At 66.5% G+C, this 20,906-nt stretch carries 21 protein-coding genes and 1 pseudogene; 8 read left to right on the forward strand and 14 right to left on the reverse strand.

The features are described from left to right. Positions 1–665: 665 nt before the first annotated feature. Positions 666–1,316 (forward strand): hypothetical protein, encoded by a 651-nt coding sequence (locus QP166_RS00775; protein ID WP_333914178.1) that lies wholly within the window; start codon positions 666–668, stop codon positions 1,314–1,316. Between the two features lie 36 nt (positions 1,317–1,352). On the opposite strand, the gene QP166_RS00780 is transcribed toward QP166_RS00775, so the two are convergent. Together QP166_RS00780 and QP166_RS00785 are read right to left on the reverse strand one after the other, a co-directional pair. Then, positions 1,353–2,045 carry a sugar transferase gene (locus QP166_RS00780; protein ID WP_333914179.1) on the reverse strand — a complete coding sequence of 231 codons (693 nt, stop codon included), beginning with the start codon at positions 2,043–2,045 and terminating at the stop codon, positions 1,353–1,355. Between the two features lie 600 nt (positions 2,046–2,645). Then, entirely contained in the window at positions 2,646–3,116 is a 471-nt protein-coding gene (locus tag QP166_RS00785; RefSeq protein WP_333914180.1) for a PilZ domain-containing protein, read from the reverse strand. Between the two features lie 163 nt (positions 3,117–3,279). Here QP166_RS00785 and QP166_RS00790 point away from each other — a divergent pair, with 163 nt between their 5' ends. Further along, on the forward strand, positions 3,280–3,474 hold the full coding sequence (locus QP166_RS00790; protein ID WP_333914181.1) for a hypothetical protein: 195 nt from the start codon (positions 3,280–3,282) through the stop codon (positions 3,472–3,474). A gap of 40 nt (positions 3,475–3,514) precedes the next feature. On the opposite strand, the gene QP166_RS00795 is transcribed toward QP166_RS00790, so the two are convergent. From QP166_RS00795 to QP166_RS00815, 5 genes and pseudogenes are all read right to left on the reverse strand, one after another. Further along, a complete protein-coding gene (locus QP166_RS00795; protein ID WP_333914182.1) occupies positions 3,515–4,801 on the reverse strand; it encodes a DUF1996 domain-containing protein in 1,287 nt (428 codons plus the stop codon). A gap of 143 nt (positions 4,802–4,944) precedes the next feature. Then, a complete protein-coding gene (locus tag QP166_RS00800; protein WP_333914183.1) occupies positions 4,945–5,610 on the reverse strand; it encodes a hypothetical protein in 666 nt (221 codons plus the stop codon). Between the two features lie 4 nt (positions 5,611–5,614). Further along, positions 5,615–6,808, reverse strand: a complete 1,194-nt coding sequence (locus tag QP166_RS00805) for a glycosyltransferase (protein ID WP_333914184.1) — start codon at positions 6,806–6,808, stop codon at positions 5,615–5,617. Next, entirely contained in the window at positions 6,805–7,341 is a 537-nt protein-coding gene (locus QP166_RS00810; RefSeq protein ID WP_333914185.1) for a glycosyltransferase, read from the reverse strand. The genes QP166_RS00805 and QP166_RS00810 overlap by 4 nt, the downstream gene beginning before the upstream one ends. Before the next feature lie 130 nt (positions 7,342–7,471). Then, positions 7,472–7,786: pseudogene (locus QP166_RS00815) on the reverse strand (glycosyltransferase family 2 protein); the annotation flags it as partial. Between the two features lie 129 nt (positions 7,787–7,915). Here QP166_RS00815 and QP166_RS00820 point away from each other — a divergent pair. Continuing rightward, a complete protein-coding gene (locus tag QP166_RS00820; RefSeq protein WP_333914186.1) occupies positions 7,916–9,022 on the forward strand; it encodes a glycosyltransferase family 4 protein in 1,107 nt (368 codons plus the stop codon). Between the two features lie 31 nt (positions 9,023–9,053). Here QP166_RS00820 and QP166_RS00825 read toward each other — a convergent pair whose 3' ends face one another. Beyond that, on the reverse strand, positions 9,054–10,010 hold the full coding sequence (locus QP166_RS00825; protein ID WP_333914187.1) for a UDP-glucuronic acid decarboxylase family protein: 957 nt from the start codon (positions 10,008–10,010) through the stop codon (positions 9,054–9,056). 123 nt (positions 10,011–10,133) lie between these two features. On the opposite strand from QP166_RS00825, the gene QP166_RS00830 reads away from it, so the two are divergent. Continuing rightward, the gene (locus tag QP166_RS00830; protein WP_333914188.1) at positions 10,134–11,108 is read left to right on the forward strand and encodes an acyltransferase family protein; all 975 of its coding nucleotides are present in this window, start codon (positions 10,134–10,136) and stop codon (positions 11,106–11,108) included. Here the strand turns inward: QP166_RS00830 and QP166_RS00835 are convergent. Next, positions 11,105–12,277, reverse strand: a complete 1,173-nt coding sequence (locus QP166_RS00835; protein ID WP_333914189.1) for a glycosyltransferase family 2 protein — start codon at positions 12,275–12,277, stop codon at positions 11,105–11,107. The genes QP166_RS00830 and QP166_RS00835 overlap by 4 nt on opposite strands. Positions 12,278–12,533: 256 nt before the next feature. Here QP166_RS00835 and xrtV point away from each other — a divergent pair, with 256 nt between their 5' ends. Together xrtV and epsI are read left to right on the forward strand one after the other, a co-directional pair. After that, complete coding sequence (gene xrtV, locus QP166_RS00840) at positions 12,534–13,460, forward strand: exosortase V (protein WP_333914190.1); 927 nt, start codon at positions 12,534–12,536, stop codon at positions 13,458–13,460. Continuing rightward, complete coding sequence (epsI, locus tag QP166_RS00845) at positions 13,447–14,148, forward strand: exosortase-associated protein EpsI, V-type (protein ID WP_333914191.1); 702 nt, start codon at positions 13,447–13,449, stop codon at positions 14,146–14,148. Before xrtV ends, epsI begins: the two co-directional genes overlap by 14 nt. Before the next feature lie 18 nt (positions 14,149–14,166). On the opposite strand, the gene QP166_RS00850 is transcribed toward epsI, so the two are convergent. Then, a complete protein-coding gene (locus QP166_RS00850; protein ID WP_333914192.1) occupies positions 14,167–14,415 on the reverse strand; it encodes an XrtV sorting system accessory protein in 249 nt (82 codons plus the stop codon). Between the two features lie 93 nt (positions 14,416–14,508). On the opposite strand from QP166_RS00850, the gene QP166_RS00855 reads away from it, so the two are divergent. Together QP166_RS00855 and QP166_RS00860 are read left to right on the forward strand one after the other, a co-directional pair. Next, on the forward strand, positions 14,509–15,360 hold the full coding sequence (locus tag QP166_RS00855) for a SurA N-terminal domain-containing protein (RefSeq protein ID WP_333914193.1): 852 nt from the start codon (positions 14,509–14,511) through the stop codon (positions 15,358–15,360). A gap of 105 nt (positions 15,361–15,465) precedes the next feature. Continuing rightward, complete coding sequence (locus tag QP166_RS00860; protein ID WP_333917220.1) at positions 15,466–16,560, forward strand: DUF5694 domain-containing protein; 1,095 nt, start codon at positions 15,466–15,468, stop codon at positions 16,558–16,560. A gap of 36 nt (positions 16,561–16,596) precedes the next feature. Here the strand turns inward: QP166_RS00860 and QP166_RS00865 are convergent, their stop codons facing one another. Genes QP166_RS00865 through QP166_RS00880 form a run of 4 tightly spaced genes read right to left on the reverse strand, consistent with a single transcriptional unit; the run spans position 16,597 to position 20,761 of the window. Beyond that, complete coding sequence (locus tag QP166_RS00865; protein WP_333914194.1) at positions 16,597–17,397, reverse strand: CpsD/CapB family tyrosine-protein kinase; 801 nt, start codon at positions 17,395–17,397, stop codon at positions 16,597–16,599. Further along, positions 17,397–18,854: a GumC family protein gene (locus QP166_RS00870; RefSeq protein ID WP_333914195.1), complete on the reverse strand. Its 1,458-nt coding sequence runs from the start codon at positions 18,852–18,854 to the stop codon at positions 17,397–17,399. Before QP166_RS00870 ends, QP166_RS00865 begins: the two co-directional genes overlap by 1 nt. A gap of 15 nt (positions 18,855–18,869) precedes the next feature. Further along, positions 18,870–20,096, reverse strand: a complete 1,227-nt coding sequence (locus QP166_RS00875) for a hypothetical protein (protein WP_333914196.1) — start codon at positions 20,094–20,096, stop codon at positions 18,870–18,872. Continuing rightward, complete coding sequence (locus QP166_RS00880) at positions 20,096–20,761, reverse strand: polysaccharide biosynthesis/export family protein (protein WP_333914197.1); 666 nt, start codon at positions 20,759–20,761, stop codon at positions 20,096–20,098. The genes QP166_RS00875 and QP166_RS00880 overlap by 1 nt, the downstream gene beginning before the upstream one ends. Positions 20,762–20,906 lie beyond the last annotated feature (145 nt).

A 20,906-nucleotide genomic window follows, 5' to 3' on the forward strand; every position in this document is an offset into this window, starting at 1 on the left:
TGCTGCCGACGTTGTGCGACTCATGCCCTTTGCCCGTGGCGGACGCTTCCTCCGGCCCGCGCAGTTCATAGGCCATCTCGTCGGCGCGCAGCATCGTGCGCTGCGCCGGAGTCGCGGCGGCGCAGCCGAGCAACGACACGGCGATGATCAGGCGGCGGTACACAATCGGTCTCCAGCAGGCCGGAGCCTTATAGAGGACGCGCGGCACCGCGACAAACGCCAACACCCGCATGCTCAACCGTATAGCCCGATCGGTCCGCGACCGTTGGTCGACCACATGGCCCAGTTCGGGACGACATCGGGCAGGCCGGCGTCGGCGACGCAGTCGGCAAAAGTCAGGACACGGGGACCGCGACGACCGGGGTCGTAGACGCACCGCAGCCGCCTACATTCGCCGTTGGCGCACTCCGCGAGTGTCCAAGCGGCGGCGGGGAGAAGATGTGTACGAAGCCGCGTCATCACGCCCGTCCGCCCGAGTCAGAACCGCTTCCGTCGTTGCAACGGACAGACAGCAGCTAGGCCGATCGCTTGAAGACCAAGTTAATGCCGGCCGGTGGTGGAGCGACGTTGGCATAGCGTTACGGGACGATCGCCGCGCCGGGTAACTTGGCTTACCGGTTATTAACCGACACCGCTTAACATGGCCCATCGACGGACGATCGAGGATGAGCGGCATCATGGAAGCGACGAGCAGGCGGGCGACGATCGAGGACGACGTGTCCGCGGCACTGCGCCGCGCGATCGGTTTTGCCGGGCTGTTCGGACTGACCGCCGTCGCAGCGATCGCCTGCACCGCGCGGACGCCGCAGCCCGTCGCCGGGAGCGCGACCGACCGGCTGATGGCGCAGGAAGCGCTGTGGCAGACGGAGTTGAGCGGGGCGCCCGCCATCGCTTACCCGCCGGCCCTGCTGGCGCGGCGCGGCAATCACGAGGTCGCCGCGGCGCTGACAGCGGCGCAACAGCAGCTTACCACGGATCGTGCCGCGGCAGCCGCGCGACGCAACGTCGTCTTGCAGCGGATCAGCGAGCTTCGCGCCGATCGCGACCTTCACGAGTCGCAACGCACGGTGCTGTCGCTGAAAATCGATCAGGTCTATGCCAAGGCACAGCAGCGTGGGACGGTGGACGATACGCCGGCATTGCAGCGTGATTTGATGCCGCTGAAGATCCAGGTGGCCAAGGTCGATGGAGACGCCGCGCGGGCGAGCCGCGAGTTGCAGGTGTTGAACGACCGGATGCTGGCCTTGGCAACTGCCGAACATCGCCGCGCCGAACAGCATCTGACGGCGGTTCGCGAACAGCTGCGGGGTGGATGATCCTTGCCGCGGCCCCAGCGCCGCGGGGAGGGTAGATCAGTAAGAACCGCGCTGGAACAGCACGCTGGGCACGGTGAAGGCGATGATCTTGACGTTCATCGCGCATGACCGCGCGCGGCTGTAGGTCACGTCATAGGCGACGCGCCGACGATAGGACACGTCGTTGCGACCGCCGACCTGCCACAGACCGGTGATGCCCGGCCGCACCGCGCAATAATGCTCGAAATAGCGACCATATCGGCTGATCTCGCCGACGACGATCGGACGAGGGCCGACGAGGCTCATGTCGCCACGGACCACGTTCCAGAGCTGCGGCAGCTCGTCGAGGCTGGTCTTGCGCAGAAAGCGCCCGATGCCGATCACGCGCGGATCGTCGCGCAACTTGTGATCGCGCTCCCATTCGTCACGCGCTTCCGGGCTGGTTTCGAGCAGGTGGCGGAGACGTGCGTCGGCATCCACGACCATGCTGCGGAACTTCAAACACGGGAATGACCGGCCGCCACGCCCAATTCGCTGATGCGCGAAGATGATGGGACCTGGATCGAGTATGTAGATCACCGCAGCGACGATCGCCATCAACGGCGCGAGGATGATCAACGCCGTAATGGCAAGCGTTACGTCGAGGACCCGGCTGGCCATGTCGTCCAGTCGCTGCCAATTCGCGGAGCCATTGATTTCGTTGATCACGCCGGCCCGGTCCGGCGCAACCATCACGGTCGCTTCATGCACGGCTTCGCTCCCTGACGTTACGCTGCAACGCAACAAGTAAATGAAAATGAAGGAAATGAAAACAGGTAGAAAATCACGTGTCCTTCATCCCACCCCGTCGGTCTGCCGATCCGTCGTGGCAATCGGTAAATTGATGTTTACCAACTCAGTTCCGGCCAAGCGGTGAGCCGTGGCATTGGAGAGGCAGAGCGTTCATTAACCATGGAACGCTTCCTTGCACTAATTTGACGTGGCGGGGCGAACGGCGATGGCGACACCGCTTCGAGCGCTCAAATAGCGGCGATCGTGCGGCCAAAGGCACGCCACATCTTGATTATTCTGCTTGGGATGCGCGCTGCAGCTGCGAGCAAATGCGTTGCTTTGTCTCGATATGGGGCAATGGTGCTGCCGGAGTCGCGTTGGCGCAGAGGCAGACCGGCGAATTCTCGAGTTGAACGCGGCGCTCAGACGGGTTGGCTCGGCAGAATGGCTCTATGCCGATCAGCGGCCGGATCGATCACGATCCGCCGGAACGTGGCGCACTCACATCGGTCGTTCCGGCTCGGTGACTGATGCCACCTGCCACGGGTCGCGGCGTCCGAACGCCGCCGACCACCCTCCTCAGAACAAGCTGGCGAGCGCCTTCGCGATCCCGGCCCAGAGCAGTGCCGAACCGCCGACGATCACGCCGAGCCGTACGGCACCCGGATAGCGCATGATCTGCGGCTCGGGCAGCGGATGGGTGACCGGGGCGCTGGTGGTCAGCTGAATGACGGTACCACCGCGGAAGGTCTGCATGACCTCGGCCCGGCCGAGCGCCTCGATGAACTCGCAGCCGTAACCGCCCGTCACCTGCCGTACGACCCGCGCACTGGCGCGACCGCGACCGGGCAGGCCGATCGTCACGAGGCTGCCGAGTTCAAGCCGCGAGTCGGTGGCGACGCTGAAGCCGGTTTCGGACAGGTCGCGCACATAGACGTCGGTCGCCTCTTCACGCGCGTCGCGCAACGTCGAGGGTTGGTTGATCGGCTGCCGCTCTGCCGAGCGGCGATCGTCCGAATCGCTGGGTAGCAATATTGCCGGTATGAGCATCGCCGCGCCTTTCACTGAGCATCAGGGGTTAGTCGTCGCAGAGCTACCAGCGGGTTAATGCGCCATCGAATTTGCGCCCGCGGAAACAACTTTGATCGAATACGTTCATCGCCATGCAAGATTTCTGTGCCGTTCCGGGACGGAGGCGTAGGGAACAGACCAAGTGGAGGGGAAATTGCTGTTCAACTCAAGGGAACGATTTGCCGCCAGCGGCGTGCCACTGGTCTTCGACCGCTTCGGAATGATCGGTCCGTTCGTGGCCGATGTGCTTGATCCGCTTTCCGCCGCACGCGGCATTTCGATCGGCATGATGCTGGCGACATTGCTTTGGACGCCGATCGCCGCATTCCTGATCTGACCTGAGCCACGGCGATGCGGGAAGGCGGCGCCAGACATGCTCAGTTCTTGATCGCGATGACGTGCGGCTTGGCAGTCCAGGAAAAGCCGCTGAACATCTTGAGCTGCTTGCCGTTGCCGAGGTCGCCGCCATTGCAGCTCAGCAGCTTGTTGATGCAGTTTCCGGTCCACATCCGCATCACCGAGTCGTCCCAGGCGCCGAACCAGTCGGCATGGAGCGTGCTGCCCGGGCGCATCAACGGCATCCCCGGCATCTCGTCCGATGCCAGATGCCACGACGACTTGCCGCCATCCCACGTCCCCGACGTGTCGAGATCGGAGTCGACCGTGTACCATGCGCCGAGCGTGAACCCCGGAATGACATAGGGGTGCGTCGCCGGGCATTTCAGGTAACCCCAGTCGCCATAGCCGGCGTTCGCGATGTGCGAGCGGTGATCGGCGCTGTCGAGGTTCTTGCCGTCCCAGCAATTGGGCGCGTTGATGATCGCGCCAAGCTGATTGCCGACCGGGCAATTCTTTGCGGCCTCGACGATGTCGTTGTAATGGCCCGAGGTGGCGGTCGGTCCCTGGCAGTTGAAATAGCCCGCGCCGAACTTGGTCGACATGCTCGCCATGTCGAAGCCGAAGAGGAAGCGCATCCCGCGCGGCAGGTCGACGCACGCCTTGCCCATGCGCTGACACTCCGGATCGTTTTCCGGCAAGCGCTTGTAATAGATGCTGATGAAGTCCGGCCGGACCACGCCGCCCTTGCCGTTGAGCATCGCCGGGATCCAATAGGCGCTGCGGTTCAGCGGACTGTTGCAGGTGCTCTCGCCCGTGGTGCGCAGGCTCTCGTAGGTCGAGTTGGCGTTGGCGAGCGTGTTGCCGAAGAACTGGTGTAGGTGCGAGCGGCCGGGCTGGCCGGGGAAAACGACAGGGTCGTCGCGCAGCTCGTGGCTGGGGGCGCAGATGAAGCGGAACGCGCCCACCGTGTCGGGCTTGCCGGTCGCCGCGATCTCGCCCGTGCCCCAGGACGGCACCAGCTCCGAATTGACGTCGAAGTTGCTCGGGATCTCGGGATAGCTTTCGGCGACCGACAGGCTGCCCGGTGTCACCGCGACCGGCGATGCGCTGGCGGCGGGCGTCGGCGTCGGAGTGGGCGAGGGCGTGGGCGTGGCGGTGGGGACGACCGTGACCGGTGCCGTGGCGCTGGGTGCGGCCGTGCTGCCGCCGCCGCCGCTGCCGCCGCCGCAAGACGCCAGCGCGAGCGCGCCGGCGAGTTGCGCGAGGGATCGGCCGGTGCGACGCGTCAGCGTGCCCGTTGCCGCATGACGCAGCAGCGACTTCATCGGAAAGCTCCATGCCCGGGGTGGCCGGATCACGTCCGGTCGGGATGGCTCTTTTTACGCTGCGGTGGTTAGGGCGGGGTGAAGTGGCGTGGTTACGCGTCGGTAAACATTTCCGACTTTCCGTGCGCGTGCTACCGAAAGGATCAGTTCGCCGCGCTGCCGTTACGCCGGGCCAGCAAGCGCTTGAAGCGGCGGGCGAATTGCGCGGCCTGACGAAGAACCGGCCAGCGATCGAAGAAGCGCAACTCGGCGATATCGGTGCGCGACGGGCGTTGGTCCGCGATCGGCGGCACCGCAAAATGCGTGACGATCGCCGGGTGCGCGCGACGATACCAGACATAGGCGCCGTCGATCGGCGGATGGTCGTCGAGCGCGAGCAGCCCGCGCAGATAGGTGGCGAGCGCGGGGACGATCTCGGCGCGGAACCCCATGCAATGCGCGCCGATGATGTCGCTGTTCTGCAGGTCGTTCGGCTTCGCGGCGTAATGGCCGCCGTAGAAGATCTGCCAGTCGGCAGGGAGCGCGGTGTCGTGCGCGCCGGCGGTGAAATCGACGTCGTCCTCGAGGATCAGCACGCTCGCCCCCTGCGCGGCGGCTTCCTCCAGGATCGAGAGATGACTGTGATAGACGCCGCGTGCACCGATCGACGTGAAGGTGCCCGCGTCCTCGAAGCGGCAGGCGCCGAAAAAAGCGACGCGCGGATCGTTGTCCGCGCCGATCCGCCGCAATTCGCCGAGCATCTGCGCGCGCCGGTCGGTGCGGTGCTTCAGGTTGATGACGCGGACTTGATCGAAATGGTCGAACAGCATCGTCTCAATCCTTGCCGAAGCGGTGTGCGAGCGGAAGCACCGCGGTGGCGATATCGAACTCGCGTTCCACCTTGGCGCGGGCGGCGGTCGCCAGCCGGTCGCCGAGATCGGGTTCGTCGCGAAGACGCGCGATCGCGCGGCGGAGATCGGCCCAGTCGCCGGGGCGGAACAGCAGACCTTCGACCCCGTCCTCAATCAGCTCAGGAACACCCGCAACGCGGCTGCCGATCACCGGAACGCCGATCGCCATCGCTTCCATGAGCACGATCGGCAGACCTTCCATGAAGCTGGGCAGGACGAGCAGATCGGCGCGCGCGATCGCGGCAAGCGTCGCGGCTTCGTCGAGGCGGCCGGCGAAGCGGACCCGGTCGACCATGCCGTGCGCGGCGACCGCCGCTTCGATCTCGGCGAGCATCGGGCCGTCGCCGACGAGCGTCAGCGTCACATCGAGCGGTGCGATCGCCTCGAGCAGCCCGAGATGACCCTTTTCGGGCGACAGCCGCGCGACGCAGACGATCTCGCGGCGTGGGCCGGTGCGCGGTGGCGCCGAGGGTAGCTTGGGAAGATCGAGCCCACAGCGCACGGTCGCGAACTTGTGCCAATGCGCGGGCGCGGTGACCCGCATCGCCTGCGCGCGCCCGAACCACGAGACGCACGCCGCAAAATCCGCCGCTTCCAGCTTCGCACCGAGCGTCAACCCGGAGGGATAATCGGTTTCAGAGATGCCGTGCAGCGTCAGGCTCCACGGCAGACCCGCAAAGCGCGCGGCCAGCATCCCGACCGTCGCGCCGGCATTGGCGAAATGATTGTGGACATATGCGATGCCGTCCTCGCGCAGCATCTTCGCGAGTACGACGGCCTCGGCGAAGTGGAACAGCGACCAGAGCATCGCCTTCGCACCCGGTGCCCGGTGACGCAGCGCGAGCCGCAGCAGCGAGAACCACGCGGCCGGACGCGTCGTGAGCGCGCGGAGGTGCGCGCCGAGCAGCGTCGGCATCCGCATCGGCAGCACGAAGCGCGTGGTGTCGAACGACGCCTTGTCCTCGGGCGCCTTCAATTCGGCGGGCGAGGGGCGGCGGATGCTGTAGGTGCGGATGTCGACGCCGTGGCGGCGCAGGCTATCGACCTCGCGGCGGATGAACGTGTGCGACGAGGCCGGATACTGGCTCACCACATAGGCGATGCGCGGGTCGGTCATTTGTAGGTGATCGCCGAGGTGAGGTGACGGGCGCGCCGGTAGCGGATGACGCCCTGAAGCTCAGGGAATTTGGCGAGCATCGTGAAGAAGGCGTGCGGCCAGGCCATGCCGCGCGGCTGCCCGCCGCGCAGCGCGATCCGTGCCACCTGCGCGGCGAAGGCCGCGACGGGCAGCAGCAGGAACGCGGGGTGGGCGAGCAGCGCCAGTGCGACGCCGACGAACGGGATGATCCCCGCCCACAGCTGCGCGCGCTTCACCTCGGTGCGGTAGAGCGGGTGCGGCAGCGCGGCGGTCGCGTCGCCGGCCTGCGCATAGCCGAACCCGGTGCGCACCGCGCGCCACCACCATTGCTTGAAGCGCAGCATCGCCGCATCGTGCCGCGTCATCTCGGCATCGATCCGCCACACGCGCCAGCCAGCGGCCCGCAACCGCGCGCAAAGCTCTGGCTCCTCGCCGGCGGTGAGCGTGTCGGTGAACCCGCCGAGCGCGCGAACCGCATCGGCGCGCATCAGCGAGATCGCCGCCGCACGCACCCGCTTCGCCGATGGGCGTGTCCCATTCCATGTCGCACAGGCGATTGTAGACCGACGCCTCGGGGAAGCGCTCGCGTCGGCGTCCGCACACCACCGCGACATCGGGATGCGTATCGAGAAAGGCCGTGGCGGTCGCCAGCCACGCGCCGTCCAGCTCGCAATCACCGTCGACGAATTGCACCAGCTCGACATCGGGAAGCGCCGCCAAGCCGGCGTTACGCGCACGCGCTGCGGTGAAGGGCAGGGTGAGGTCGAGATCGACCACGGTCGCCCCCATCGCGCGGGCGCGGTCCGCGCTGCCATCGGTCGAGGCCGAATCGACGTAGGCGACCGCCGCGCCGCTGCCGTCGAGCGCGCGGAGGCAGCGGATCAGCCGTTCGCCTTCGTTGCGGCCGATCGCGACGATACCGATCCGCGTCGGTGTGGTGGGGGAAGAAAAGGTCATGCCGTCGCAGCGGTCGTCCAGTGAGCGTTGCGAATCAAGCCGGATTGATCCACCGCCCGTGCCTCTAGCATTGCAGCGGTTAAATTCGAGCGACCAAGAAGGCTGTGCGTGCGGGATAAGGACATGACGATGCGGATTCTCTTTGCCCTGCCCGGTTTCCACCGCTTCGAGCGCGGCGCCGAGGTCGCGTTGCTGTCGCTGGCCGCGGAGTTGGGGCGCGCGGGCGAAGACGTGACGGTGATCGGTTCGGGTGAAGCGCGCGCGGGCACACCCTATCGCTTCCTCCATGCCGGGTCGGTACGCCGCGAGCGGCTGGAGAAGTTGCCGCGTGTCCCGGCGCTGCGCAGCGATACCGGCTGGGAAGAGGCGACGTTCGCGCCCGGATTGCTGCGCGCCTACCGTCCCGCGGATCATGATGTGACCGTCACCTGTTCGTTCCCGTTCACCAATTGGGTGCTGCGGCGACCGGTGATCGGCGGCCGCCGCCCGTCGCATGTGTTCGTCACCCAGAACGGCGACTGGCCGGCAATCTCGAACGATTCGGAGTTCCGCACCTTCGGCTGCGAGGGACTGGTGTGCACCAACCCCGATTACCTGGAGCGCAATCGCGATCGCTGGCGCTGCGCGCTGATCCCGAACGGGATCGACGCGACGCGCTTCACGCCGGGGGCGGCGGAGCGTGCGCGACTGGGCTTGCCCGAGCAGGGGCCGATCGTGCTGATGGTCAGCGCGCTGATCCCGTCGAAGCGCGTCGAAGACGGGGTGCGCGCGGTGAGCCACATGCCCGGCGCACAGCTCGTCGTTGCGGGCGACGGACCGGAGCGCGAGGCGGTGGACCGGCTGGCGGCCGACTTGCTGCCGGGACGGTTCCGGCGACTGACCGTAGCGGCGACCGAGATGCCGGCGCTCTATCGTTCGGCCGACGTGTTCCTGCACCTGTCGAAGGAAGAATCGTTCGGCAACGTCTATATCGAGGCGCTGGGGTGCGGTGCGCCGGTCGTCGGGCATGATTCGGCGCGGTTGCGCTGGATCGTCGGCGACGATGCGGTGTTGCTCGACACCTCCGACCCGGTAGCGGTAGCGCGCGCGCTGGAACAGGCGATCGCGTCACGCGAGACGCTGGTGCCGCGCGGGGTAGCGCGCGCCGGCAACTTCGCGTGGCCGCGAGTCGCGGCGCAATATCGGGAGTTTCTGGCCGAGGTCGTGGCGGCACAGACCCCGTCACCGCGAGCGTAGCGTCGCTATGCTCGCGGTGACGGGATGAGGGTCAGTTCACGAAGTCGCGGAAATATTCGATCGTCCGCTCCAGCCCCTCGCGGAGCTGCACCTTGGGCTCCCAGCCGAGCTTGTCGCGCGCGACGGTGATGTTGGGCTGACGCTGCATCGGATCGTCCTGCGGCAGCGGGCGATAGTCGAGCGTCGAGCGCGAGCCGGTCATTTCGATGACCAGCTCGGCCAGCTCGCGGATCGTGAATTCGTTGGGATTGCCGATGTTGACCGGGCCGGTGACGTCCGGTGCGGTGTCCATCAGCCGCAGGAACCCCTCGACCAGATCGTCGCGGTAGCAGAAGCTGCGCGTCTGCGATCCGTCACCGTACATCGTGATCGGCTCGTCCTTGAGCGCCTGCATGATGAAGTTCGAGACGACGCGGCCATCGGCCGGGTGCATCCGCGGGCCGTAGGTGTTGAAGATGCGCGCGACCTTCACCTCGACGCCGAGTTGGCGGTGATAGTCGAAGAACAACGTCTCGGCGCAGCGCTTGCCTTCGTCATAGCAGGAGCGGATGCCGATCGGGTTGACGTTGCCCCAATAATCCTCAGTCTGCGGGTGGACGTGCGGATCGCCGTAGACTTCGCTGGTCGATGCCTGGAAGATCTTGCACTTCAGCCGCTTCGCCAGCCCGAGCATGTTGATCGCGCCGATCACGCTGGTCTTGGTCGTCTGCACGGGATCGTGCTGGTAATGGATCGGCGAGGCCGGGCAGGCGAGATTGTAGATCTCGTCGACCTCGACATACAGCGGGAAGCACACGTCGTGGCGCATGAATTCGAAGCTTGGATTGGCGTGCAGATGCTCGATGTTGCGCTTGGCGCCGGTGAACAGATTGTCCACGCACACCACCTCGTCGCCGCGCTCCAGCAGCCGGTCGATCAGGTGCGATCCCAGAAAGCCTGCGCCACCGGTGACCAGAATACGCTTACGTGATTGATAATTCCGCGCCATCCGGCACCAATCCCCTGCTTGTCGCCTGTCCGCGAGCGCCGGGCGGCGTCGCGCGCAAACCGTTAGGCTATGGCTACTAAGGAGGCGTTACGCCTTGCGCAAACATTGTTATGGAAGTTGGGTATGCAGCGGATTCCGATCCTCGACGGCTGGCGCGCGCTCAGCATCCTGATGGTGCTGGCCGGGCACCTGCTGCCGCTCGGCCCGCATCGCTGGAGCATGATCGCCGCGGTGGCGGGGGCCGGGATGGCGCTGTTCTTCACGCTGTCGGGATTCCTGATCACGCAGTTCATGCTGCATCGGCTCGATGTGCGGGCCTTTCTGATCCGGCGCCTGTTCCGGATCGTGCCACTGGCGTGGCTGGCAATGCTGATCCTGACGATCGCGACGCGCGCTGACGTGCAGACGATGCTCGCCAATCTGCTGTTCGTCGCCAATCTGCCGCCGGTGCGGCTGATGCACGGCGGCGAGCATCTGTGGAGCCTGTGCGTCGAGGTGCAATTCTATCTGACGGTGGCGGTGATCGTCGCGCTGGCGGGGGCGCGTGGGCTGTGGGTGCTGCCGGTGCTGTGCGTCGCGGTGACGCTGGGGCGCGTCGCGGACGGCGCGCTGATGAGCAACTACACCTGGCAGCGGATCGACGAGATCCTCGCCGGGGCGACGCTGGCGCTGCTCCATGCGCGTCTGGTCGCGGCACCGGTGCGGCGCGCGCTGCCGATGTGGCTGCCATTGGTGCTATTGGTGCTGACAGTCGCGGCGGCGAACGAGCGGACCGGCGCGCTCAACTACCTTCGTCCGTACCTCGCGGCGGCGGCGGTGGGGACGTCGATCGTTGCGGCGCCGGGCTGGATGCGCGCACTGTTCGCCTCGCGGCCGGCGCGCTACATCGCCGAGGTGTCCTATGCGGTGTACGTGTTCCATGGGATGCTGTCGGCGACGTGGCTGGGCAGTGGGGACACGCTGGTGAAATATGCCAAGCGCCCGCTGCTTTTCGCCGCGACCTTCGCCGCAGCGCACCTGTCGACCTTCAGGTTCGAGCATCCGATGATCGCACTTGGCAAGCGCCTCGAACGGCGGCGCGTGCCCGCGGCGCTTTAACGGCCGGCGCGCAGCCAGTCGGTCGGGCGCTTTCGCACGAGCCCGAGGTAGAGCGGGATCTTCCACAAGATGTAGAGCGGCAGCCGCACCGCCGCCGCACCGGACAGGAATGGGCGACCGACGCGCGCCCATGCCGCCACCAGGGCAGCGAGCGCGAGCAGCAGCAACGTGCCGAGCAACAGCGCCGGCCACGCCGCCGCCCCGACAAGGGTCAGCAGGCCGAGTGCGACCAGCCCGACCACGTCGAGCAGCAGCAGCAGCGTGAGCGGCGGTACCGCGAGGCTCAGCCCCGCCCAGATCGCGCGGGGATTGGCGGTACGCAGCCCAGCGGCGATCGCGGGCAGCGCATGGCGGCGCGACGTGGCGATGAAGCCGCCCTCCCAACGCGTCCGCTGCTTGAGCGTGCCTTCGGCGCTGCTCGCGGCGCTCCATACCGTCGCGCCGGCGGCGAAGCGCGGCGGCGTGCCGCGCCGTGCGAGGTCGAGCCCGAGCGCGAGATCCTCGACGATATCGTCGGTCGCCAGCGGTGCGTCGCGAAAGACTGGCCACGGAAAGGCCATGCCGGTGCCGGTCAGATTGACGCGGCCGGACAGCCGCTGGAGCCCGCGTTGCCGGACGAGGTTCTTGATCGCGAAGGCGAAGTTCGACACCTGCACCATCGGCGCGGCGTCGCGCTCGGGCTGCATGAGATAGCTTGCCTGCGCCGGGGTCCGCTGCGCGGCGGCGGCCAACGCGGTCAACGACTCGCGATCGATCGTGCAATCGGCATCGAGCACGATCGCGACCGCGCACGGGTTCGCCTGCGCGGCGAGATGATCGCGGGCATGGGCGAGCGCGAAACCCTTGCCGCGGTGGACGGGATCGTCGCGGCGCAACATCTCGGCGCCGGCCTGCTCGGCGAGGGCGGCCGTATCGTCGGTGCAATTGTCTGCGACCACCAGCACGCGGAACCCATCGGGCAACTCGGCGGCGAGCAACGTCAGCGTGCGGGTGATGACCGCCGCCTCGTCGTTCGCGGGCATGACGATCACGACCGGAGCGGTGCCGGCGGTGACCGCGGCGCCGCGCATCGTACGCAGCCCGGCAAGCACCTCCACCGCGAAGGTCGCGGTCAGCACCACGAGCGGCGCGGCGAGCGCCACCGCCACGATCGTCCCAATCACCTCCATAGCCCTATCCCCGATGCCCGTACCAAGCCGCTGTCGACCGCGTGTAGGCGGTCGCGCCGCCGACCGCCATGCCACGGCAACAGTTTACCGGACCTTGAGAAAGATGCCGCCATAGCCCTCGTCCCGCGACGGGAAGTGCGCCTTTGGTCGCATCGTCGCGTGTGTTGCGGCGGAGAAGTGGAGTGTCTACAAGGTCCAAGCCGGATGGGGCGCCGGTGCCAACCAGGATTGTGCCCGCGCGTCGGAAACAGATAAGTTGAATAACGAAGCCGTCGGAACATGGGAGAGCGCAGACCACAAGCCGTCGCGACGCCGCGCCGTACCGTTGCGCTGGCCGAAGCTGTCGGCGGCGGCGTGGCTGCTGATCGCCGGGATCATTGCGCTGGGTATCCCGACGATGCTCACCGTCGCGCGCGTCAGCTGGTCGACCGAGCAGGGCGGGCACGGTCCGCTGGTGCTGGCGACCGGAATGTGGCTGATGTGGCGCGAGGTGCCGGGGGCGATGCGGTTGCGCGCGCCGGGCAATGCGTTGCTGGGCGGCGCGTTCGTCGCGTTGTGCCTGTTCGCCTATCTGCTCGCGCACATCACCGGCATCATTGAGGTCGAGGGCTTCGCCTTCTACGGCGCGCTGCTGGGGGCAGGCTATCTGATCTTCGGCGGCCGGGTGCTGCGCGAACTGTGGTTCCCGCTCCTTTACCTCGGCTTCGTCTTCCCTCCGCCGGACCAATTGGTTGCGGTCATCACGCAGCCGATCAAGATCGCGATCTCCGAACAGGCGGTGAACCTGCTCTACGCGCTCGGCTATCCGATCGGCAGCTCGGGCGTGTCGATCCAGATCGCGCAATACGACCTGCTGGTCGCCGCGGCCTGCGCCGGGCTCAATTCGATCATTAGCCTGACCGCAATCTGTCTGTTTTACATCTACGTCCGACATCACGCCAATTGGCGCTACAGCGCGTTGTTGATGCTGACGATCATCCCGATCGCGGTGTTCGCCAACTTCGTTCGCGTCATCCTGCTGATCCTCATCACCTATTATTTCGGCGACGCCGCGGCGCAGGGCTTTGCGCACGACTTTGCGGGGTTGGTGATGTTCCTGATCTCAGTGCTGACGATCTTCGCGCTGGACGGGCTGGCCGCGCCGCTGCGCCGCGCCCTGGGGAATGGCCATGACGACAACTGAGCACGCCGCCGACCGGCCTTCGATCAGCCGCCGGCAGGCGCTGCTGGGCGGTGCGTTCCTGTTGACCGCGGGCGCTGCGGTGGCGCGCGTGCCGCGGCACCACATCGACCTGCTCGGGGACCGCAAGATCGACAAGCTGATCCCCACCCAGATCGGCGCGTGGGAATTCTATTCGAAGAGCGGGCTGGTGGTGCCCCCCGCCGATCAGCTCAAGGATGCGCTGTATTCGCAGCTGATGACGCGCGTCTATGTCGCGCCGAATGCGTTGCCGATCATGCTGTTGATCGCGCAGAGCGGCGGGCAGACCGGCGTATTGCAGGTCCATCGTCCGGAATATTGCTATCCGGCGGGCGGCTTCACGCTGTCGCATCGCAGCGTATTGCCGGTCGCGTTGCCGGGCAGCCGGCTGGAGACGACGTCGATCACGGCGAACGCCGACGATCGCACCGAACAGCTGCTTTACTGGACCCGTGTCGGTGAGGATATGCCGCTGACCTGGGCGCGGCAGCGCTGGTCGGTGGCGCGCGCCAATCTGAAGGGCGATGTGCCCGATGCGGTGCTGGTGCGCGTCTCGGCGCTGACGCCGGATCGCGAGGCGGGGATGGCAGCGCTGACGAGCTTCGTGCAGGCGATGTTCGCCTCCGTACCAGCCGACGTGCGCCGCTTCCTCGATATCGACGCGCGCTGATCCGCGCGCGTCGCGCCGTCAGGAACGGCGCGGCAGCTCGATCGGCTTGAGGACAAGCACGATAAAGGCGAGATTGGCGACGATCAGCAGGCTGGCCAACAGGTCATGCCCTTCGTTGCCGAGATAGTTTGCGAGCGCACACATTGCCGCGCCGGCGAGATAGGCGAGCATCGAATCCTGATGATCGTCGGCCATCGAACGCTGCAGGAATAGCACGACGAGGCCGGCAAAGATGGCCAGTGTGACCCAATCGTAGACCGTTTCCATGTAAGGTTCCCAATTACCGCCGTGAGGCACTACAGGATTTGTTCAGCGGGTGCTAGTAACGCCGCAATGTCAAAGTCTCTCAGGGGGAATCCTATGTTTAAGCGTGGTGCATTGCTGGCCGTGACCGCCCTCTCGCTCGTGACCACCGCCTGCGATCGCAAGGCGACCGGGCAGAGCGTCGCGGTGGTGAACGGCGAAGAGATTTCGGCGGGCGAGTTGAACGGCGAGCTGCAGATGGCGAACGTGCCGCCCAGCGCCGACCAGAAGCTGGCCCGCCAGCAATTGCTGCAAGGGCTGATCGACCGTCGCCTGCTCGCACAAGCCGCGCGCAAGAACGGGGTCGACAAGTCGCCGGAATTCCTGAGCCGCCAGCGCCGTCTCAACGACGAGCTGCTGATCTCGATGAACGCCGAGCGGCAGGCCGGCAGCCAGAAGCTGCCCGACCAGGCGGCGGTCGATGCCTTCATCGCGCAGAACCCGTATCAGTTCGGGCAGCGTCAGATCCTGGCGTTGCAGCAGATCGCGATCGATGCGCCGTCCGATCCCAAGGCATTGGCGCCGCTGGCGGATGCACATTCGCTCGACGCGGTCGCGGCGACGCTGACGCGGCTGAAGATCCCGTTCACGCGCACCAGCGGTCGTCTCGACACGGCCAGCGTGCCGCCCGAGGCGCTCAAGCGCATCTTCGCGCTGCCCGCGACGGAGCCGTTCGTGCTTCCGGCCAACGGCAAGCTGTATGCCAACATCATCGTCGGGCGCGAGCCGGTGCAGATGTCGCAGGACGACATGCGCAAGGCGGCGATGGCGGCGCTGCGCCAGCAGAATGCGCGCAACGGCTTGTCGGATCAGGTGAAGCAGCTTCGCTCGACCGCGAAGATCGAATACCAGCCGGGCTATGCGCCGGTCGCGAACGGGACGCCGGCGGCGGGCGCTGCCGCAAAGTAAGCTGTACCGCGGGGTCGGTTACCAAACCGGCCCCGTTCGCATCCGCGGCTTGCGGCGCAGAGTGTTGTCTGCATAATACACTCCGGATGACAGCCGGGGGTGACGATGCAATTTCTTGGACGATTGATGCGCGGCATGGTGGCGCTGGCCGTGGGCAGCCTGCCGCTCGCCGCCGCGGCACAGGATTACGTGCCCAGCTTTCGCCCCGACCGGCTCAAGGGGCCACCGCCCGGGCCGCTCAATCAGGTGCTGGTGCTGGGTAGCCCGCACCTTTCCTCCTACAAGAGCCTGTCCCGCGAAGCATTGACGCCGCTGCTCGACCGGCTCGCGCGATGGCAGCCGCAGGCGATCGCGACCGAAAACATGTCGGGATTGCTCTGCGATTCGATGCGCCGCTTTCCGTCGCGCTATGCCGAAAGCGTCCAAGTTTATTGCTTCAACCCTATGGCGGCGGGGAAGGCGCTCGGCCTCGACGTGCCCGCGGCCAATGTCGCCGTGGAGCAGATGCTTGCGACGTGGCCCGCCGCGCCGAGCGCGGCGCAGCGGCGGCGGCTGGCGGCATTGTTCCTGGCAGCGGGCGAACCAGGGTCGGCGCTGGTGCAATGGCTGCGGCTGCCCGAGGCGGAGCGCCGGATCGGCGATGGTCTAGACGCGGCGATGCTGGCCGTGATCGAGCGGCATTGGCGTCAACCCGGAGAGACCGAATGGCTGGCGGCAGCATTGGCGGCGCGGCTGGGGCTTGAGCGACTATACAGCGTCGACGACCATAGCGCCGACAGCCCCACCCCGCCCGACCAGGAGAAGGCCTATGGCGAAGCGATCACCCGGGCGTGGGACAATCCCGCCGGCCGCGAGCGACGGGCGTTCACTGCACCGCTGGAGGCGGGTATCATGCAGCCAGGTGGCATCATGGCCTTGTACCGCGCCTTGAATTCGCCGCGCGCGCAGGATCTCGCCTATCACAGCGATTTCGGCGCGACCTTCGTCGAGCCGTCGGCGCAGCGCTTCGGGCGTGGCTATCTGGGTTATTGGGAGACGCGCAACCTGCGAATGGTCGCCAATATCCGCGACATCCTGGGGCTACAGCCGGGCAAGCGCTTGCTGGCGATCGTGGGTGCCTCGCACAAGGGCTATTATGAGGCCTATCTCAACCAGATGCACGACGTGCGGCTGGTGGATGCCGAAAAGGTATTGAGGTGAACGGGGCGGGTGCCGGACCGGCACCCGCCATCCGGCTTACTTGCTGTAATAGTCGCTATAGCCCGCGCCATAGCCGTAGCCGTAATTGTCGGTCAGCAATCCGCCATCGAAGCGGTTGAGCACGACACCCGCGCACGGTGCCTGATCGAGGACATGCAGCGCGTCCTGGATCTGCTTGCGCGTGGTCCGCCCTTCCTCGACGATCAGGATGTAGGCGTCGAGCTTGGTCGTCACGATCGTCGCGTCATCGTTGGCGAACACCGGCGGCAGATCGCACAGGAAGATGCTGTGCGTCGGGCGCGCGCGCATCGCGGCGACCATCGCGTCCATCCGCGGCGACGACAGCAACTCGGCGGATCGCGCCGGGGCGTTGTCGGTCGGCAGGATCACCAAGCGCTCGCCCTCCGGATGCAGCGCTAGTTCGTCAAGCGACGCCACCGTTCCTTCGAAGAAGTCACGCATCCCGCGCTCGACGGTCAACCCGAAGTTGGTCGCGACCGAGCCGCGACGCAGATCGAGGTCGACCAGGGTCGTGTCGATCCCCGGCGTACGCGACAGCGCGGCCGACAGGTTGGTCGCGATGAACGACTTGCCGACCGCGGGTGTCGCCGAGACGATCCCGAACAGCCGCCAGCCCTTGTTTCGATGCAGCTTCAGAAGCCGCGAGCGAAGCAGGTTGAACGGACGCGAGCGCACGTCGCGGCTGTCGAAGCCATAGATGCCGCGCTGCTTCGCTTCGGTGACCGACCAGGCGAACTGGCGAGCCTCCTGGAGCGTCGGGAGCGGGGCGGCGGGACGCAGGTCGCTGGCGACCTTGTTCAATGCGGTATCGGTCATCACAGCGCACCCTGCGGCTCGGTCGCCGCCTGACGTCGCCGACGCAAGGCCGGCAGGCGGAAGAAGCGGCGGCGCGGCTTCTCACCGAGCGGCCGGTCGGGGACGAAGGTCGGCACCAGCGCGAGCGGCTCGAGGCCGAGGCTCTGGATCTGGCCGACGCCACGGATCGGGCGCAGCATGAACTCGAGCGCCAGCGCCAGCACGATGCCCAGCCCCAGCCCGCCGGCGATCCCGCCGCCGATCAGCAACAGCCGATTGGGCGATACCGGCTTGTCGGGCGCGGAGGGCGGATCGACGACCGACAGGCGTTCACCCTTCTGCTCCTGCGCCATCCGCGCCGAATTCTGCGCGCGCAGCACATTGCCGGAGACGTCGCGGAGTTGGTCGCGCAGCGTCGCGGCACGGGCTTCGAGCTGCGACACCTGTTCCTGCAACACCGGCGCACGCGATTGCGCGGCCATCCCTGCGGCAGCGCGCGATTCGTCGGAGGCGCGATATTGCTGGAGCTGCGCGATCTGGGCGTTGTTCGCCTGGATCTGGCTCTGGACCAACGCATTGTCCGAGCTGTTGCCCTGCGAGGCGGCGATGTCCTTGGCCTGTTGCAGCCGCGACTTGGCGCGGATCACGTCCGGGTGCGTCTCGGCGAACACCGCGCGCGCCGCGACCAGTGCCGATTCAGCCTGCTGGACGAGCGGATCCTTGCCGCCGCTGCGCTGGACCTGCGCCATCAGCTGGCGGTTCTCGCTCTGCAACTGCGCGATCTGCGCGCTGTAGGTGCCGGTGTTGGCGGGCATCACCATGCCGTTGGTCGCCAGCGCCGTGCCGTTACGCGCCTTGATCGACGTGATCTGGCTCTCGATCCCGTTGATCTCGGAGGTCAGCTTGCTGGCCTGATCCTGGAGGAAATCGACGGTATTGTTGGCCTGCGCCGCCATGGTGGTGGCGTCGATCTCAAGGAAGCGGCTGACGAAGCTTTGCATCACCGCCTGCGCCTTGGCAGGGTCGGCATAATCATAGCTCATCGTGAAGGCGATCGTGTTGGTGCCGCCCGGCTGGGCGCCGCCGCCGATGTCACCGCTGACCGCGTCGAGCTTGGTCGCTTCCTGCATCTTCGTCACGATCGACGACAGCGGCTTCGAGCGGCGCTCCTTTTCGTACAGGTTGTTCTGCTCGATCAGCTGGATCAGGTCGCCGCGGCTGAGCACCTGCTCACGGATCTTGGCGATCCGCTGGTCGATGATCGTGTTGATCGGCGACGTCACGAGCGCCGACGGCAGCTCCTGCGATTCGACGAGCAAAGTTGCGCTCGACCGATAGATGCGCGGCAACACGAATGCGGTCACGATCCCCGCGACTGAGAGCAGCACGAACGGCACGATCACGAGCCATTTGCGCTCCCACAGGATCTCGCGGGATGTAATTGATGAAGCCCCCGCCAGCGGCGGCCTGATCTTCATTGTCTACGCTGTCACTCACCGGATATCGCCCAGTCTGGTTCGCAGGAAAAGCCGGAAGGTCACGTCGGAGGGGCTGCCAAAGCCGCGGCCATTGGCCTGGCGATACCCTACCGACGCGCCGGCGAAGACGCGGCGCGTAAAGCTGCGCTCATAGCTGGTCTGCGCGCTGAAGAAGTCCGTGTTCGGCGCCTGCAGGGTGGTGTTCGAAGTGGTGTTCAGTCGCGAATAATCGACCGACGCCCGCACCAGGTCGAATTCGCGCAGCTGGTACGAATAGTCGAGCGCCGCGCCGTAACGCAGCGAAACGTCGCCCAACCCGGTCGGCTGTGCATCGCTGTAAGCGCGTAGGCACTGGACCGAGCGGCCGGCATTGCGGCACGCGTTCAAGGTGCCCGAGAAGCCGGTGGTGTTGAAGGTCCCGCGCGGCGTGGTCGAGGAGACGAAGACGACGCCTGCGCCACCCGACAGGTTGATCCGCGGATTGAGCTGGTAATTGAGCGTCAATTGCGGCGAATAGGTGTGCCCCGAATAGCTCGGGTTGTCATAGTCGATCCACGACCCCGATCCTTGCGCACCGAGGCTGAGCCGTTCCGACAAGGCGCGGCTATAGCCGACCGTGCCCGCAGTGGTGCGCGACGACAGCAGCGGGCCGGCGTCGTTCCCGTCGCCATAGCTGATGCGGGTGATGCTCGCCCGTGCATTGAGCGTGTCGCGGGAGCTGAGGCGATAGTCGCCGCCCATCGAGGCGGAGATCGTCGTCTGGCGCTGGTTCAGCCCGATCAAAGTGATGTCGGGCGTGCCGAGAACCGGACCCGGCGTGAGCGTCGGATCGACGACGCCGACGACGCCCAACCCGTTCTGGCCGATGATCGAGCTGTCGAAGGACACGTCCGCGCGCATATTGAGCCGCGCGCTCATCGCGCGACGCGCGAGCGCGGTGAAGCCATAAGCCTCTGCGGAGCTGTAGCGCGTCAGATAGTCGCTGCGGCGATAGCGCGCGACAATCGAGGCCTCGCTGCGCTCGTCGACGAAGCTGACTTGCGGGGTTACCGACAGTTCGGTCGATGCCGCGCCGCCACCGCCGCCGCGGATCAGGAACGGATTGGTTGAATAGGCACCGCCCGCCGACACGTCGACCGCAACGCGCATCTCCTGCGCGCTGACGGGAGCCAGCGGCAAAGCGACCGCCGTGGTGACGAGCAGCAGCGCGGCGGACCTGCGCGCTACACTATTCATCGGCATCACGGGACGATGACCGTATCGCCGCCGCGCACCAGCGGCAGCGTCTCGTTGCTGACGTCGCTCACCTGCCCCTTCAGGACATCGTTCAGCCGGACGCGGATCGCCTGCACCCCGGTCGGCGTCTTGCGCAGGATCACGACGTTGCCGAGCTGCGCGAACTCACCCGGACCACCGGCGAGGCTGAGCGCCTCCAGTACGTTGACGTACCGGCCGGGATTGAACGACCCGGGGCTGCGCACCTTGCCGAGCACCGAGAATTGCAGGCCGGCCGGCGTCTTCACCGAGACGGTCACCTGCGGCACCGCGGTGCGGTACTGCGATTCCAGCCCCTTGGTGATCCGCGCCTCGATCTCGCTCGGCAATGCGTTGAGCGCATCGACCTTGCCGACCAGCGGGAAGGAGAAGGTGCCGTCGGGCAGCACACGCTCGGTCCGTTGCAGCCGCTCTTCGCCCCAGACGAAGATCTCGAGTTCGTCGCCCGGATTGATGCGATACGGCACCAAGGCGCCCAAAGCGGGCGCGCCGCGCGCCGAGGCGGCGGCGGATTGTTGCGCCATGGCCGGCGTCGCGTGCAGCAGCAACAATCCGATGCCGCAGAAAAGCTTGGTCTTCATGTCATTCCCCCATGCCGACGTGCCGGCACCCGCGACGTTGCCCAGCACCATGGCCGCTTCCATCGTTTGCCAGCCCGTCCCTTATCGGGTAAAGCGCTGATCGTCAGGTGCCTTACAGCATAATCCTTACGAAGTACGTACGAGATTGTTGGGGGCAAGCGGCATTCTTGTACGGGGGGCAATTGTGAAGCGTACC

This window comes from Sphingomonas sp. LR60 (assembly GCF_036855935.1).
Lineage (GTDB): Bacteria > Pseudomonadota > Alphaproteobacteria > Sphingomonadales > Sphingomonadaceae > Sphingomonas.

Excerpts from the sequence above, each read along its gene's own strand:
- QP166_RS00775 (WP_333914178.1), top strand. The coding sequence starts at position 666 with ATGAGCGGCATCATGGAAGCGACGAGCAGGCGGGCGACGATCGAGGAC.
- QP166_RS00785 (WP_333914180.1), bottom strand. The coding sequence starts at position 3,116 with ATGCTCATACCGGCAATATTGCTACCCAGCGATTCGGACGATCGCCGC.
- QP166_RS00795 (WP_333914182.1), bottom strand. The coding sequence starts at position 4,801 with ATGAAGTCGCTGCTGCGTCATGCGGCAACGGGCACGCTGACGCGTCGC.
- QP166_RS00800 (WP_333914183.1), bottom strand. The coding sequence starts at position 5,610 with ATGCTGTTCGACCATTTCGATCAAGTCCGCGTCATCAACCTGAAGCAC.
- QP166_RS00805 (WP_333914184.1), bottom strand. The coding sequence starts at position 6,808 with ATGACCGACCCGCGCATCGCCTATGTGGTGAGCCAGTATCCGGCCTCG.
- QP166_RS00820 (WP_333914186.1), top strand. The coding sequence starts at position 7,916 with ATGCGGATTCTCTTTGCCCTGCCCGGTTTCCACCGCTTCGAGCGCGGC.
- QP166_RS00825 (WP_333914187.1), bottom strand. The coding sequence starts at position 10,010 with ATGGCGCGGAATTATCAATCACGTAAGCGTATTCTGGTCACCGGTGGC.
- QP166_RS00830 (WP_333914188.1), top strand. The coding sequence starts at position 10,134 with ATGCAGCGGATTCCGATCCTCGACGGCTGGCGCGCGCTCAGCATCCTG.
- QP166_RS00835 (WP_333914189.1), bottom strand. The coding sequence starts at position 12,277 with ATGGAGGTGATTGGGACGATCGTGGCGGTGGCGCTCGCCGCGCCGCTC.
- epsI (WP_333914191.1), top strand. The coding sequence starts at position 13,447 with ATGACGACAACTGAGCACGCCGCCGACCGGCCTTCGATCAGCCGCCGG.
- QP166_RS00850 (WP_333914192.1), bottom strand. The coding sequence starts at position 14,415 with ATGGAAACGGTCTACGATTGGGTCACACTGGCCATCTTTGCCGGCCTC.
- QP166_RS00855 (WP_333914193.1), top strand. The coding sequence starts at position 14,509 with ATGTTTAAGCGTGGTGCATTGCTGGCCGTGACCGCCCTCTCGCTCGTG.
- QP166_RS00860 (WP_333917220.1), top strand. The coding sequence starts at position 15,466 with ATGCAATTTCTTGGACGATTGATGCGCGGCATGGTGGCGCTGGCCGTG.
- QP166_RS00865 (WP_333914194.1), bottom strand. The coding sequence starts at position 17,397 with ATGACCGATACCGCATTGAACAAGGTCGCCAGCGACCTGCGTCCCGCC.
- QP166_RS00870 (WP_333914195.1), bottom strand. The coding sequence starts at position 18,854 with ATGAAGATCAGGCCGCCGCTGGCGGGGGCTTCATCAATTACATCCCGC.
- QP166_RS00875 (WP_333914196.1), bottom strand. The coding sequence starts at position 20,096 with ATGCCGATGAATAGTGTAGCGCGCAGGTCCGCCGCGCTGCTGCTCGTC.
- QP166_RS00880 (WP_333914197.1), bottom strand. The coding sequence starts at position 20,761 with ATGGTGCTGGGCAACGTCGCGGGTGCCGGCACGTCGGCATGGGGGAAT.